Here is a 14,460-nt window from a genome sequence, read left to right on the forward strand (position 1 = left end):
TGATGTGCAAAGACCCCTTAATTACTGTATTTACTCCTACTTTTAATCGAAAGAATACTCTGCAAAGATTGTATTTGAGTTTAGTTGGACAAAAGTACACGAACTTTGAATGGCTAATTGTTGATGATGGTTCAACCGATAATTCTGAAGCTGTTGTAGCTAATTTTATCAAAGAAAATAAAATTATAATTAAATACGTTAAACAGGAAAATGCAGGAAAACAGGCTGCATGGAATAAAGGTGTAATGATTGCAAGAGGATCATATTTCATGGGTATAGACTCAGATGATGCACTTTTTGATGACAATACTCTTAAAATGATAGTTGATAATTATCTAAAAAGAATAAGTAAAGACGTTATAGGTTTGAGGTTTTTGGCATTTTCGAATGTAAAAAATGATTTTGATGGTAATGTTGTTTCAGATAACATCATAGATATGTCATGGTTTGATGAGTTTAAAAACCATAAATTACATGGTGAAAGAGTGGATGTGTTTGAAACCGAATTTTTGAAATTTTTTTTATATCCTGTTTCTCCTAACATTAAATTTGTACCAGAGATATGGTTTTATACTGAAGTTTCATCTAAGGGCTATAAGTTTTCTTATATTCCCGAGCCAGTTAGAATGTTTTATGATGATAATCAGAATGAAAGGTTAAGTAAATCCTCCCTCTACCAGCATGCATTAGGACATTATATATCAAGAAGTTCAATGTTAAGAAATATGCCTATAAGTATCTTTATAATAAATCCTATTCTTTGGTTGAAAACTATTATTAGGTTTTCACAGGTTTCAAGCCATCTCAAGATTTCTTTCTCAAAAAGGCGTAAAGATAGCAATTTTGTATATTCTTTTCTTTCTTATCCAATTAGCTTAGTATCTAAATTAATATGAAAAAAATTTGTTTTTTAGTCGGAAATTTGAATCTAGCTGGTGGTACTGAGAAAGTTACTACATTATTAGCATCAAATTTAGATCCTGAAAAGTATAATATATCTATACTAAATTTTTTTGATGGGGGATCTCCTTTTTTTGCATTAAAAAAAGGTATAAAAAATGATTATATTTATAAAAATAAAGTTTCTTTAAAGTTTAAATATTTTGATGTGGTAAGTAGAATTAGAAAATACTTAATTAGGCATAAGATTGATACACTTATAGTAGTCGATAGTATTTCTTGCATATTTACGATTCCAGCTACATTGGGTTTAAAAATTAAGCATATTTGTTGGGAGCATTTTAGTTATATTAATGATATGGGTTCAAGAGCAAGAAAACTTGGAAGGTTTATTGCTACTCTAAAAAGTGATTATATAGTTATTCTTACAAGAAAGGATTTGTTGAATTGGCAAAAAAAACATAATATTAAAGGTAAAATTATTGCAATACCTAATCCTAATCCTTACAAAATCAATTATGATCATAATCCAAATAAAACTAATAAAATAGTGTTGTCCGTAGGAAGGCTGTCTCATGAAAAAGGTTACGATATGCTTATCAAGTGTTGGAAAAGAGTCATTGAACAGTTTCCTGATTGGCAACTCCATATCGTAGGTGAAGGTAGTGAGTTGACATCCTTAAATACCATGATTGATGATTTTGGAATTCAAAATTCAGTACACTTTTGGGGCAAACAAAATAATGTGGAAAAGTTCTATAAAAATGCATCGATATTTTGTTTATCTTCAAGATTCGAAGGTATGCCTATGGTACTTTTAGAATGCCAAGCATTTGGTATACCGGTAGTTGCTTTTGATTGTCAAACAGGACCATCGGATATTATTAAGCATAGTTATAATGGAAAATTAGCTTTAGACTCAGATGTTGAAGATTTGGCTGACAAAATGATGGAATTAATGGGTTTAGATAATGAATCATATAAGCAGTATTGTTTAAATAGTAAATCAGCAATGAGTAATTTTGAAATTATAAATATTTTGAAATCTTGGGAAGAAATATTGTGACCTCTGGATTATTAAATGTCAACAAGAGAAACTATATTATCTCTCTATTTTTTATGATTTTTTTGCTGATCTTTTTTCTCAGTTTAAGCTTTTTAGAAGTGGTTTTAACTTTATCTGATTATAGCTGGTCTTTTGCTTTTGTTTCGATAATTTTATTTATAATGTTCTTTCGTTTTGTAAATAAGGTTAATATTGTTTCATTATACTCACTTTTTTTCTTTACGACTTTGCTATTTATTGGTGGTAGGTTTATAAGTATTTTTTTGGGATTAAATGGTGAAAAACTTTTTGAGATAGATTTTTTCATATACAAAGTTTCTAATGCATACGAGGCATCAACACTATTCTATTTGGTAGTTATAGGTTTTATTTCATTGGAAATTGGTTCTTATTTGTCACTTCTTTTCATAAGAGATAAATGTTTAAATTATTCAAAAAATAACGATATTTATATAAATTTTAATAAAATTGTACTTTATTGTTTCATGTTTATTTTATTTTTTATGTTATCAAATAATACAATAGTTGCATTTAAATTGGTCCTTTCAGGAGGCTATTTAGCATTATTTCAGTCTCAGACTGAGGCTTATGCATATAATATATCAAGCCTTCTTAAAATCCTTTTAATTGCAAGTAGTGGTATTTTTCTTGCTCAAAATGATAGAAATATTAAGAATATTTTTATATTTTTAATGGGCTTATATTTCTTTGTAGATATGATCCTAGGGGGTAGAGGTGGTTTTGTTTGTTATTTGATTTTTTTAGTATGGTATTACCATGATTATGGATTAACTAAGGCCAATATTCTTAAGTTTTCTTTTTATGTTTTAGCAATTCTTGTTTTTCTATCGACTATATTTGGTGTCTTAAGTTTGAGGTCACCTGGTGAGGAGCAGGGTGGGATAATTGATAGAGTTTTATCGCTAATTTATAGTCAAGGGATATCTTTGATGGTTTTTAATGAGTCTCGATTTATTGAAGACTATCCTATTATTCCTTTTTTTCAAAATTTTATAGCTGGCTTTAGCTTTATATATAGTAAAATATTTGGTTATGTTTACCCATATGAAATTTCTTTTAGTTCCTTCATTAGTTATGAATTAAATCCTAAACTTTATAGTCTAGGTTATGGTTTGGGTTGGACATTCTTTTCTGATGCGTACTTGTATGCTCAAAGAAATGCTATGTTTTATAGTTTGTTTATTGTTATTTTCTCGATTTTTATAAATTACTTACAATTTAAAGTAACTAAGAATATTATTTCGAAAATTATAACTATATCTTTAGTAACTTCAATTTTATTTTTACCGCGGTCAGGTTTAAATACTATTTTTCCATTAATTCCTTATATCTTGGTTTTATTCTTTGTAATTAAGCTTTCCTCTAAGGTTTTTAATCGATGAAAATCCTTTATATAATTACAGGTCTTGGTGGTGGTGGTGCTGAAAAAGTTGTCGTCGATCTTGCTACACGTATGGCCAATTTGGGTCATAAGGTCAAAATTGCTTACTTAAAAGGTGAGGTTGTCGTAAAGCCTCAAACTGACCAAATTGAACTGATTTATTTGGGTCTAGAAAATTTAAAACAAACAAAGCTTGCGTATAATAATTATAAAAATCTATTGGATCGTTTTGAACCCAATGTTGTTCATGCACATATGGTACATGCCAATATTTTTGCACGTATTTGCAGAAAATTCAGACCAATTGCAAAGTTAATCTGTACTGCGCATAGTAATAATGAAGGCGGTAAGGCACGTATGCTGGCTTACCGACTAACGCATCAATTATCAGAAATAACGACAAATGTAAGCAAGTCTGCTTCATCCAGCTTCCAACAGTTAGGTGCAGTACCAAAGAATGGGATTACTACTGTTTATAATGGGATTGATTTAAATAAATTTAGATATAATCCCAGTGTTCGAGAAGGTTTAATGAATGAATTAAACTTAAATCGAGACAGCACCATTATTTTAGCAGTGGGTCGATTTCACACGGCTAAAGACTATCCGAATCTGTTACATGCTTTTGCAAAACTGATTAAGCAAAATCAGAGTAAGCTTGTACTCATTATTGCGGGTGATGGAGAGGAAAGACATACTATTGAGCATTTAATTAGCTCTTTGGAGCTTCAATCGTATGTACATTTGTTGGGACGTAGAGACGATATCCCTGAGCTCATGTCAGCAGCAGATATATTTGTACTTTCATCTTCGTTTGAAGGATTTGGTTTAGTTGTTGCAGAAGCAATGGCATGTGAAACTTTTGTAGTTGCAACAGATTGTGGTGGTGTAAGAGAAGTTATGGGACAAACAGGAATTTGCTGTCCAAGTCAAAATAGTGAACAGCTTGCTGCGGCTTTGATGAAAGCAATTGAAATGTCACCACATGAAATTCAAGCAAATAATCTGAATGCATTAAAGCATGTTCAAGATCATTTTGATTTAAATCTAATCGAAAAAAAATGGTTAACTTTATATGAGTCTTAAAAAAAAAATCGTTCTCATAGGAACAACTGGTTCTAGTTTCTATGGTTTTCGTGCAGATTTAATTAAAAAATTAGTGTCCGATCAGCATGAAGTTTATGCATTTACCTCTGAGTATACTGAATCTTGCTTAACTAAAATTCAGGCGTTAGGGGCTAAGCCTGTTTGTTATCAACTTAGTCGTGGTGGCTTAAATCCATTTGCGGATATTGCATCGATGATTGAACTAACACGGGAAATAAAAAAAATTCAACCCGATATCGTTTTTTCTTATTTTGCAAAACCGGTGATTTACGGCAGTATTGCTGCTAAACGTGCAAAAGTGCCCAATGTTATCGGAATGTTGGAAGGGTTGGGGTATACATTTACCGAACAACCTGAAGGACAAAGTACTAAGACGAAACTGATTCGTAACATTCAAGTCATATTATATAAATGTGCCTTTCCATGTTTAGATAAGATGATCTTCCTCAATCCTGATGATCAGCATGATCTCATGCAAAAATATGGTTTAAAAGTGCCAGAAGTCCATGTTTTAGGTGGTATTGGTCTAGACCTGAAAGAATACCAGTACGCACCAGCCCCGATTGAACCAGTTAAGTTTCTATTTATCGGTCGATTGCTTAAAGAAAAAGGGGTTTTTGAATTAATTCAAGCTATGCGTTTAGTTAAAGCAAAATATCCTTCTGCTCAATTTACAATTTTAGGTGAGATTGATCATCAGAATATGGGTGCACTTAAACAAAGTGAACTGGATCAACTTATCAAAGAGAATCTGTTTGAATATCCTGGTTTTGTTACAAATGTAAAAGATTGGATAACTGAAACAAGTATTTTTGTACTGCCATCATATAGAGAGGGAGTACCGCGAAGTACTCAAGAGGCTATGGCTGTTGGTCGTCCTATCATTACAACTGATGTGCCAGGCTGTAGAGAAACAGTAGTAGATGGACTCAATGGGTTTCTAGTACCAAAGTGGGATGCAGAAGCTTTGGCAAATAAAATGTGTTATTTTATTGAACATCCGAACCGAATCAATGAAATGGGTCTAGAAAGTTTCAAAATTGCACAAGAAAAATTTGATGCAGATAAAATCAACTTAAGACTTATAGAAATTATGGGATTAACATCAAAAAATGAAACGACTTATTGATATTTTAATATCAGTCATTGCACTTTTGCTCCTTTCACCAGTGTTCCTACTCGTTGCAATTAAAGTTCGCCAAAACTTAGGTTCTCCGATCTTTTTTTTGCAAGAAAGACCAGGGCAGAACGGCGAAATTTTTAAAATGATTAAATTCCGTTCTATGAAGGATGCAGTTGATAGTAAAGGCAATGCTTTACCCGATGAGGAACGAATCACTCCTTTTGGGCAAAAATTGCGTTCTACTACGCTCGATGAAATGCCACAACTGATCAATGTTTTAAAAGGTGATATGAGTATTGTCGGTCCAAGACCGCAGCTGAGTGAGTTCATGGAGCACTATACGCCACATCAAATGCGTCGTCATGAGGTGAAACCAGGTATGACTGGACTTGCGCAGGTCAGTGGACGTAATAATTTATCTTGGGAAGAAAAATTTGCGCTTGATGTTGAGTACGTCGACTCAAGAACAGTTTTGCTCGACTTTAAAATTATGTTTAAAACGGTTCAGGTCATGCTGAACAAAGAGGGAATTAATGCCCCAGATCAGGCAGTCGGTGCCACACGCTTTTCAGCTCGTGATAATATAAAAAATATAGATTCAAAGTCCTCTTCAAATTCTTAAATTTTGTAATACAGTAGTCTTATTATGATCAAAAAAGCCATTCTTCCCGTTGCAGGTCTAGGTACTCGTTTTTTACCAGCAAGCAAATCCATTCCTAAGGAAATGGTCACAGTGGTTGACCGTCCTGCCATTGAATATGTCGTAAAAGAAGCTGTTGCAGCAGGTATTGAGCAAATCATTCTGGTAACTCATTCATCTAAAGCATCGATTGAAAATTATTTTGACCGTAATTTTGAACTTGAAACCACTTTAGAAAATAAAAAGAAATTTGATCTTTTAGATGAAATCACCAACATTGTTCCATCACATATATCTGTGATCAGTGTCCGCCAGCCTCAACCATTGGGTTTAGGACATGCAGTACTGTGTGCAAAAGATATTGTAGGCAATGACGCTTTTGCTGTATTACTCCCAGATGTATTGGTTAAAGATGACAGTGATCAAAATGATCTTTCTCTAATGATCGAGCACTTTAATGCATCCAATGCATCACAAATTATGGTGGAAGCAGTGCCAGATCATTTGGTGGATCAATATGGCATTGTTGATGTGGCACAATCTCCTGCAGAAGGGAAAAGCATCGTCATGCAGGGTATTGTAGAAAAGCCAGCTGTCGGTACTGCACCATCAAATTTATCAGTCGTAGGACGCTATGTTCTGCCTGCTGAAATTATGCAATTACTTGAACAAACGCCTCGTGGGGCTGGGAATGAAATCCAGTTGACCGATGCCATTGCGAAATTACAGGAAACACAGAAAGTCGAAGCCTATCGTATGAAAGGGCAAACTTTTGATTGTGGTAGCAAGATTGGTTATTTAAAAGCTGTACTACATTATGGATTAGAACATCCAAAACTGGGTGCAGAGTTTAAGCAACTCATTCAAGAGCTAGATTTAACTCATTAATAATTAAAAGATGTGTGATTGGTGATGTATGAAAATTAGTATTTTCGGTTCCACCCTGCAAGCTGCGGTTTTTGCAGGGGTATTCGCCGAATCAGGGCACCATGTACATTGGTGTCCTCAGTTTTCAGAAAGTCAGGATGTTCAATTTCCTGAATACCAAGATCAGAATGTGAATCAGTTGCTTGAAAAACAAGTGAATACTGGTCGTTTAAGTTTAAAGCAAAATTTCACAGCTGAGTTCGAACATGAAGTGTGTTTACTCAGTTTTGGAAGTACGGACTTAAACCTCGCTGAACAAGTGATCGATGATATTGTGCAGAAAAATATCATTCCTCAATTGGTGATGAATGGTTCCACTTTTGGCTTAAATATGACGCAGCAGCTATCACAGCGGTTGAGTCAATCTCATTGGGCGTATTTACCAGATAATATTCAGGAAGGAAATGCGCTGAATAGTGTATTGGGTTTAAAAAGACTGATTGTTGGTGTCGATCAACAGTCTACTAAGCAATTGGTTATAGAGCTCTTTAGACCTCAATTTCCAGCGAAACACCAATTCTTGTTTATGCCGATTTTAGACGCTGAGTTTACCAAGTTAACTATCTCAGGTATGTTGGCGACTCGGATCAGCTTTATGAATGATCTCGCGAATGTCTCTGAAAAATTGGGTATTGATATCCAAAATGTGCAACAGGGGTTGGCATCTGACAGTCGTATTGGTGCATCCTATTTGGCCGCGGGTGCGGGTTTTGGTGGTGAAAACTTTTCGCATGACATTTTAACACTATCCAATACCGTAAATGCCACAGGTGTGAAAAGCCGTTTATTGGATCAGGTTTGGACGATTAATGAGCAGCAGAAAGAGATTTTATTTAGAAAGTTATGGAATATTTTCAAAGGTGATTTAAAAAATAAAAAAATCGCGATTTGGGGGGCTTCCTTTAAAGAAAATACGGCAAGTATTCAAAATTCATCGATTCACCCGTTACTTGAAGCACTTTGGGCGCAAGGTGCGATTGTTCATTTGCATGATCCTGAAGCATTGGATGAGGTTAAGACCGTATATGGTGAGCGGGAAGATTTGATTTTGTGCAAAGATCAGTATCAAGCAATTCAGCAGGTAGACGCGCTGTGTCTGTTGACCGCTTGGAAACAATACTGGAGCCCTGATTTTCAATACTTAAAAGCGCATATGGTGCGTCCACTGATTCTCGATGGACGTAATATTTATGATCCAGCCTATGTGAAATCGCAGGGTTTTGATTATCAAGGAGTGGGTCGAGCATGAGTGCAACCATTTCTCCAAATAATAAAATAGATGTATTGCAAAGCTTAAAAGACAAAGCTTCTAAAATGCAATCGCAGCATTTGGTGCAGTTGTTTAGTGAAAATACTCAGCGTTTTGAGCAGCTATCTGTACAGTTTGACTGCGTAACTTTTGATTATAGTAAACATCGTGTTGATCAAAACATTATTCATCAATTAACAGAATTCGCAGAGCAAAAAAATCTATCTGGCTGGATTAAGCGTTTATTTTCAGCAGAAGAAATCAATTACACGGAACAACGTGCTGCAATGCATTGGGCTTTACGACTGCCTAAGCATGATACTGTGCATACAGCGCTAAGTGACCAAGTTCATGTACAACTTGATCGTATGTATGCACTTGTCGACAAAATCCATGCAGGACAATACCGTGGGTGTACCGGTGAAGTCATTCAAGACGTTGTCAATATTGGGGTGGGTGGTTCAGATTTGGGGCCATTAATGGTTTCACATGCGCTCTCCGACTTTAAAGTTGAAACTAAAAAGCCTTTAGGTGTACATTTTGTGTCGACCATGGATGGCAGTCAGCTTTCTGATTTACTCCATCAGCTACGCGCTGAAACGACACTCTTTATTATTTCTTCTAAATCCTTTGGTACGATTGATACGCTTTCAAATGCGAAAACTGTTCGTCAATGGTTGCAAAAATCACTCGGTGATGAGGCTTGTGCGGTAAGACATCATTTCATTGGTGTTTCGACAAAACCTGAAAAAATGACAGAGTGGGGGATTGCACCTGAAAATCAGTTCCTGCTTTGGGATTGGGTTGGGGGGCGTTATTCACTGTGGTCGTGTATTGGTTTACCGATTGCACTCAGTATTGGCGTTGACGGATTTAAACAGTTGCTCGCTGGTGCATATGCAGTCGATCAGCATTTTCAAAACGCACCATTGAATCAGAATGTTCCCGTGTTAATGGGATTGCTAGGTGTTTGGAATAATAATTTTTTAGATATTCAAACCCATGCAGTTTTACCCTATGACGGACGGTTAAAGTATTTTGCATCCTATTTGCAACAGCTTGAAATGGAATCCAATGGTAAGTCGATTCAACGTAATGATCAAAAAGTTGACCTAGATACTTGTCCGATTTTATGGGGTGAAGTTGGACCAAATGCTCAGCATGCGTTTTACCAACTGTTACATCAAGGGACACATGCGGTCAGTTGTGATTTTATTGCACCTGTACAACGTTACAATGCTAAGCAATTTACTTATGTTGAAAATGCAGAGGCTTTGATTGCACAACATTATTTAGCACTGTCCAACTGTTTGGCACAATCCAGATTATTGGCATTTGGTAATCAAGCACTCGATCAAAATGAATTAGAACAGTTACCCGAATATAAACAGTATGCGGGCAATCAGCCGAGTACAACGATGTTACTGAATGAGTTGAATCCGTATTCATTGGGCATGCTGATTGCGCTTTATGAACATAAGGTTTTTGTTCAGTCTGTAATTTGGAATATCAATCCTTTTGATCAATGGGGGGTTGAGAAAGGGAAGGAAATCGCCAATCAAATTTTACCTGTATTAAATGGCGATCAAACCGATTTAACTCGTTTAGATGCATCGACGCAGGGCTTATTGAAAGTATTGCTGAATAAATAAAGATTTTAAGAATGTAGGGTGGGATTATGGCTCAAATATTAGTGACAGGTGGCGCAGGTTATATTGGATCTCATACATGTATTGAGTTGTTAAATGCAGGTCATGAGGTTGTTGTTTTAGATAATCTTTCGAACAGCTCTGTTGAATCCTTAACACGAGTTCAAGAATTAGCGCAAAAAAGTCTGAATTTTGTTGAGGGTGATATTCGTCATCCTGAAACTTTAAATTCGGTGTTCAAGAATTTTAAAATTGATGCTGTGATTCACTTTGCAGGATTAAAGGCGGTGGGTGAAAGCCAACAGATTCCTTTAACCTACTTTGATAATAATATTGCAGGTTCAATCAGTCTCGTTCAGGCCATGGAGCGAGCACAAGTCTTTAATTTGGTGTTTAGTTCCTCTGCAACCGTTTATGATGAAGCGAATATCTCACCGTTGAATGAAGATATGCCAACGGGTATGCCGACCAATAATTATGGTTATACAAAGCTGATTGTGGAGCAGTTATTACAAAAACTCTCTATCTCAGACGAGCGCTGGTCAATTGCGTTATTGCGTTATTTTAACCCTGTTGGTGCACATAAGAGTGGACGTATTGGAGAAGATCCACAGGGTATTCCCAATAATTTAATGCCATTTGTGACCCAAGTTGCAGTCGGTCGCCGTGAAAAATTATCGATATTTGGTGATGACTACGATACTGTAGATGGTACAGGTGTACGTGACTATATTCATGTGGTGGATCTTGCTAATGCGCATTTGTGTGCTTTGAATAACCGTCTAGAACATAAAGGTTGTCGCGCTTGGAATATTGGTACAGGTCATGGTTCCTCTGTATTACAAGTTAAGAATACCTTTGAAAAAGTCAATGGTGTTGCAGTGGCTTATGAGATTGCACCACGCCGTTCTGGTGATGTTGCAACGTCATTTGCCAATAATGCTCGTGCAATCGCTGAACTCGGTTGGACGCCTCAATATGGTTTAGAAGATATGCTTGCTGATAGTTGGCATTGGCAAAAACAGAATCCTACGGGTTATAAGTAATAGTCATTTATTCAATAATAAAGGGAGCTGATTGCTCCCTTTATTCTTTCTAAGAAGACGAGACTTAGCCTTCAATTAATGCTGTGAGTTCATTAACATAATCTTGCATTGGCTTAGGATTTTGATCCAAACGACTTTCAATATTTAAGCGAAGTAAAGGTTCAGTGTTGGATGCACGAACGTTGAAGCGCCATGAACCAAAATCCAAACTCACACCGTCGGTATAGTCAATTTCAGGCTTTTGATCTTCGAAATGATCAAAGATTTTTTGAATAGTGACTTGAGTATCGGCGACTTTAAAGTTGATTTCACCACTACAAGGGAATTTAGTGATCATATCTTCAACTAAACTTGATAAAGATTGTTGGGTGTCTGAGAGTACAGAAATCGCCAACAACCATGGAATCATACCGCTATCACAATAGGCAAAATCTCGGAAATAGTGGTGTGCACTCATCTCGCCACCATAGACTGCATTGTGCTCACGCATCTTGTCTTTAATAAATGAATGACCTGATTTAGATTGAACCGTGATGCCTTTATATTGTTCAACGATGTCCAGCGTATTCCACACTAAACGCGGATCATGAACGATTTTTTCACCTGACTGTTTCAGTAAAAATGCTTGAGCCAATAAACCGACGATGTAATAACCTTCAATAAATTGCCCTTTTTCATCAAATAAGAAACAACGGTCGAAGTCACCATCCCATGCAATCCCCATGTCCGCTTGATGTTGAATCACAGCTTCGCTGGTACTTGAACGGTTTTCAACTAAAATCGGGTTGGGAATCCCATTGGGGAAATTACCATCAGCTTCATTATTGATTTTGATAAATTCAACAGGGATCTTTAATTCTTTGAATTTATGTTCAATCGCATCAACAATATGACCTGCAGCGCCATTCCCTGCATTCATGACTAATTTAAGCGGGCGAATGCTTTGTGGCTGAATATAACCTATCAAGTGTTCAATAAACTCAGGTACGATATTGTAACTTTGTGCCGTTCCTTTGTTCGTCACTTCAACGAAGTTCTCAGATTCCGCCAGCGCTTGAATCTCGTTCAAACCTGAGTCAGCGCCAATTGGGCGCGCATTTTCACGGACCAATTTCATACCGTTATAATCCATCGGATTATGACTTGCGGTGATTTCAATACCACCTTGGACATCTAAATGAAATGCACCAAAATAGACTTCCTCTGTACCTGTCATGCCTAAGTCTAAGACATTCACACCAGCATCATTGAGGCCACGGATCGTTGCTTGTTTTAAGCTTTCACTACTAAGACGGATATCACAGCCAACCACAATTGATTTAGGTTGATAGATCTGTCCATAAGCGCGTCCGACTTTATAAGCAATGTCCTCATTTAACTCTGTACCGAGTTTTCCACGAATATCGTAGGCTTTAAAACAAGTCAGTTTAGTCATAATGGTCATATTATAAGGTTGATTTCTATGCCTTGATTATAACGGATGATTTGTAAAAAAAGGGATAGAAGTGTTATTGCTTAAGAATGCTTGATAGTTTTAGGTTTGTTCATTTAAATTAATTTAAGATGAATTAAATTAAGTTTTTTATCGAAATGTTTTATGATGGCAGTGCTCAAAAATTGCGGTAATGGACATTTAACATGATTGAACTTAGACATTTAAAAACATTGGCGGCACTTAGAGAGCATGGTTCTTTAGTCGCAGCAGCAGGGGATTTATGCTTAACCCCTTCAGCCATTTCACACCAATTAAAAGAGCTGGATCAATGGTTTGGTATTGAAGTTGTGAATCGACGTAATCGGCCAGTGAGCTTTTCCAATGTTGGTTTAAGATTACTCAAATTGGCGGATGATATTTTGCCACAAGTGCAAATTGCACAAAGTGATATTTCTCGTATTGTACATGGACAGACGGGACGAATTATTTTTTCATCTGAATGTCATAGTTGTTTTGATTGGTTGATGCCTTTATTAAATCAATATCGTATGCAGTATCCGGACGTAGACTTAGATTTTGCATCAGGTTTTGAAGCGAATCCACATGAGCTTTTACAAAATGCCGAGTTTGATCTGTTGATTACAGCCGATCCAATTGCGCTCAAAGGAATTGAGTATTTTCCTATTTTTGAATATGAGTCGCGTTTAGTTTTATCGAACACGCATCCTTTGGTACGTGCAGAAAAGATCACAGTTCAAGATTTAGCGGAACAAACATTGGTGACTTATCCTGTCGATAAGCATCGTCTCGATATTATGTCGAAGCTTTTTATTCCTGCGAATATCTTACCGAAACAAATCCGGACCACAGATCTGACTCAGATGTTAATTCAATTGGTTGCGAGTGGTCGGGGTGTGGGTGCATTGCCAGACTGGGTCGTGAATGAATATGAGCAAAAAGGTTGGGTGACATCAAGACGCTTAGATTGTGTTGCACCCGAAGGCCTACGTCGTACGCTATATGCGGGGTATCGAGTAGAAGAAAAACAAAAAAGTTATTTTGAGGGTTTTTTAACTCAATTGGATAAATTTTCTAAAAGACGTACGCACTATTATGATTAATTTTCACCGATGATGATGTTGATATCCTAAGCGTTGAGCAAAGTAACCTACGTTGCTTTGCTTATAATTTGTGATTTATCAATCAATAGAACATTGAAATAGAATTTTAAACAATAAAAAACCCTCAGCATATGATGAGGGTTTTTTTAGAATCTGGAGCGGGAAAGGAGACTCGAACTCCCGACCTCAATCTTAGTAATGTTCACTGACATAAATTACATTAAGTAATCCGAATCGCGGATAAGGATTTTTCTTTAAAATCATAAGATAAATATAATTTTAGGATTGATTTTTAGCGTTATCAAATCAAAGCACAGACTTTTTTATGATCAAAATGATGGATAGGTCTCAAGATGAATGGTCTCATTTCCTTAAGCAGGATTCGGGTTAAGTATATTAAAAATAATTAAAATAAACTTATATAAATCAATCACTTATTTTAATTTAGAGGTAAAGGGTAAGCAGCCATCAGAGGTGACCTTCCTTTGTTTTCTTGGTGTAGTCTTTCATGGTTGTAATGGCACAGCCAGTTTGTTGCATAATCTTGCACTTCATCCAAAGTATCAAATAAATGTTTGCTCAGCTATAGCCAAATATGAAACATAAGCTACATCATCTTAAATACGATATCCAGAGCTTCCTGAATGGTTTTATTGTTCTGAGCAATGATGTGCCTGACTTTACTTTTTAAGACAGACCATGCTTTTTCAATAGGATTGAGGTCGGGACTATACGCAGGTAGATAAACGATTCTTGTCTTATATTTTGCTGCTAAATCATCAATCGCTTGACCTT

Annotated in this window: 13 protein-coding genes and 1 pseudogene; 11 read left to right on the forward strand and 3 right to left on the reverse strand. The window is 36.0% G+C overall.

Going from position 1 to position 14,460, the window contains the following annotated elements; all coding sequences use genetic code 11:
* The first annotated feature begins 2 nt into the window (after positions 1-2).
* Genes AC5YD2_RS11520 through galE form a run of 10 tightly spaced genes read left to right on the forward strand, consistent with a single transcriptional unit; the run spans position 3 to position 11,109 of the window.
* Complete coding sequence (locus AC5YD2_RS11520; RefSeq protein WP_496126483.1) at positions 3-896, forward strand: glycosyltransferase family A protein; 894 nt, start codon at positions 3-5, stop codon at positions 894-896.
* Positions 893-1,966 carry a glycosyltransferase family 4 protein gene (locus AC5YD2_RS11525; protein ID WP_496126469.1) on the forward strand — a complete coding sequence of 358 codons (1,074 nt, stop codon included), beginning with the start codon at positions 893-895 and terminating at the stop codon, positions 1,964-1,966. Before AC5YD2_RS11520 ends, AC5YD2_RS11525 begins: the two co-directional genes overlap by 4 nt.
* Entirely contained in the window at positions 1,963-3,369 is a 1,407-nt protein-coding gene (locus tag AC5YD2_RS11530; RefSeq protein WP_496126470.1) for an O-antigen polymerase, read from the forward strand. The genes AC5YD2_RS11525 and AC5YD2_RS11530 overlap by 4 nt, the downstream gene beginning before the upstream one ends.
* Complete coding sequence (locus AC5YD2_RS11535; RefSeq protein WP_496126471.1) at positions 3,366-4,454, forward strand: glycosyltransferase; 1,089 nt, start codon at positions 3,366-3,368, stop codon at positions 4,452-4,454. Before AC5YD2_RS11530 ends, AC5YD2_RS11535 begins: the two co-directional genes overlap by 4 nt.
* On the forward strand, positions 4,444-5,604 hold the full coding sequence (locus tag AC5YD2_RS11540) for a glycosyltransferase family 4 protein (protein ID WP_496126472.1): 1,161 nt from the start codon (positions 4,444-4,446) through the stop codon (positions 5,602-5,604). The genes AC5YD2_RS11535 and AC5YD2_RS11540 overlap by 11 nt, the downstream gene beginning before the upstream one ends.
* Positions 5,588-6,220, forward strand: coding sequence for a sugar transferase (locus AC5YD2_RS11545; protein ID WP_496126473.1), 633 nt, complete (start codon positions 5,588-5,590; stop codon positions 6,218-6,220). Before AC5YD2_RS11540 ends, AC5YD2_RS11545 begins: the two co-directional genes overlap by 17 nt.
* Positions 6,221-6,244: 24 nt before the next feature.
* The gene (gene galU, locus AC5YD2_RS11550) at positions 6,245-7,126 is read left to right on the forward strand and encodes a UTP--glucose-1-phosphate uridylyltransferase GalU (RefSeq protein ID WP_496126474.1); all 882 of its coding nucleotides are present in this window, start codon (positions 6,245-6,247) and stop codon (positions 7,124-7,126) included.
* A gap of 28 nt (positions 7,127-7,154) precedes the next feature.
* Positions 7,155-8,414 carry a nucleotide sugar dehydrogenase gene (locus AC5YD2_RS11555; RefSeq protein ID WP_496126475.1) on the forward strand — a complete coding sequence of 420 codons (1,260 nt, stop codon included), beginning with the start codon at positions 7,155-7,157 and terminating at the stop codon, positions 8,412-8,414.
* A complete protein-coding gene (gene pgi, locus AC5YD2_RS11560) occupies positions 8,411-10,066 on the forward strand; it encodes a glucose-6-phosphate isomerase (RefSeq protein WP_496126476.1) in 1,656 nt (551 codons plus the stop codon). Before AC5YD2_RS11555 ends, pgi begins: the two co-directional genes overlap by 4 nt.
* A gap of 26 nt (positions 10,067-10,092) precedes the next feature.
* Positions 10,093-11,109 (forward strand): UDP-glucose 4-epimerase GalE, encoded by a 1,017-nt coding sequence (gene galE / locus AC5YD2_RS11565; protein WP_496126477.1) that lies wholly within the window; start codon positions 10,093-10,095, stop codon positions 11,107-11,109.
* Positions 11,110-11,173: 64 nt separating this feature from the next.
* On the opposite strand, the gene AC5YD2_RS11570 is transcribed toward galE, so the two are convergent.
* Positions 11,174-12,544 carry a phosphohexomutase domain-containing protein gene (locus AC5YD2_RS11570; RefSeq protein ID WP_496126478.1) on the reverse strand — a complete coding sequence of 457 codons (1,371 nt, stop codon included), beginning with the start codon at positions 12,542-12,544 and terminating at the stop codon, positions 11,174-11,176.
* Between the two features lie 203 nt (positions 12,545-12,747).
* On the opposite strand from AC5YD2_RS11570, the gene AC5YD2_RS11575 reads away from it, so the two are divergent.
* Complete coding sequence (locus tag AC5YD2_RS11575; protein ID WP_496126479.1) at positions 12,748-13,665, forward strand: LysR family transcriptional regulator; 918 nt, start codon at positions 12,748-12,750, stop codon at positions 13,663-13,665.
* A 439-nt stretch (positions 13,666-14,104) separates the two neighbouring features.
* Here the strand turns inward: AC5YD2_RS11575 and AC5YD2_RS11580 are convergent.
* Together AC5YD2_RS11580 and AC5YD2_RS11585 are read right to left on the reverse strand one after the other, a co-directional pair.
* Positions 14,105-14,248: pseudogene (locus tag AC5YD2_RS11580) on the reverse strand (integrase core domain-containing protein); the annotation flags it as partial.
* A 24-nt stretch (positions 14,249-14,272) separates the two neighbouring features.
* Positions 14,273-14,460: transposase (locus tag AC5YD2_RS11585; RefSeq protein ID WP_496124951.1), on the reverse strand; the 188-nt coding region annotated here is incomplete at its 5' end.

The organism is Acinetobacter sp. CY73 (assembly GCF_059515865.1).

Coding starts and splice junctions, on each gene's coding strand:
- AC5YD2_RS11535 (WP_496126471.1), top strand. CDS start 3,366: ATGAAAATCCTTTATATAATTACAGGTCTTGGTGGTGGTGGTGCTGAA.
- AC5YD2_RS11570 (WP_496126478.1), bottom strand. CDS start 12,544: ATGACTAAACTGACTTGTTTTAAAGCCTACGATATTCGTGGAAAACTC.
- galU (WP_496126474.1), top strand. CDS start 6,245: ATGATCAAAAAAGCCATTCTTCCCGTTGCAGGTCTAGGTACTCGTTTT.
- AC5YD2_RS11520 (WP_496126483.1), top strand. CDS start 3: ATGTGCAAAGACCCCTTAATTACTGTATTTACTCCTACTTTTAATCGA.
- AC5YD2_RS11540 (WP_496126472.1), top strand. CDS start 4,444: ATGAGTCTTAAAAAAAAAATCGTTCTCATAGGAACAACTGGTTCTAGT.
- pgi (WP_496126476.1), top strand. CDS start 8,411: ATGAGTGCAACCATTTCTCCAAATAATAAAATAGATGTATTGCAAAGC.
- AC5YD2_RS11555 (WP_496126475.1), top strand. CDS start 7,155: ATGAAAATTAGTATTTTCGGTTCCACCCTGCAAGCTGCGGTTTTTGCA.
- galE (WP_496126477.1), top strand. CDS start 10,093: ATGGCTCAAATATTAGTGACAGGTGGCGCAGGTTATATTGGATCTCAT.
- AC5YD2_RS11525 (WP_496126469.1), top strand. CDS start 893: ATGAAAAAAATTTGTTTTTTAGTCGGAAATTTGAATCTAGCTGGTGGT.
- AC5YD2_RS11545 (WP_496126473.1), top strand. CDS start 5,588: ATGAAACGACTTATTGATATTTTAATATCAGTCATTGCACTTTTGCTC.
- AC5YD2_RS11575 (WP_496126479.1), top strand. CDS start 12,748: ATGATTGAACTTAGACATTTAAAAACATTGGCGGCACTTAGAGAGCAT.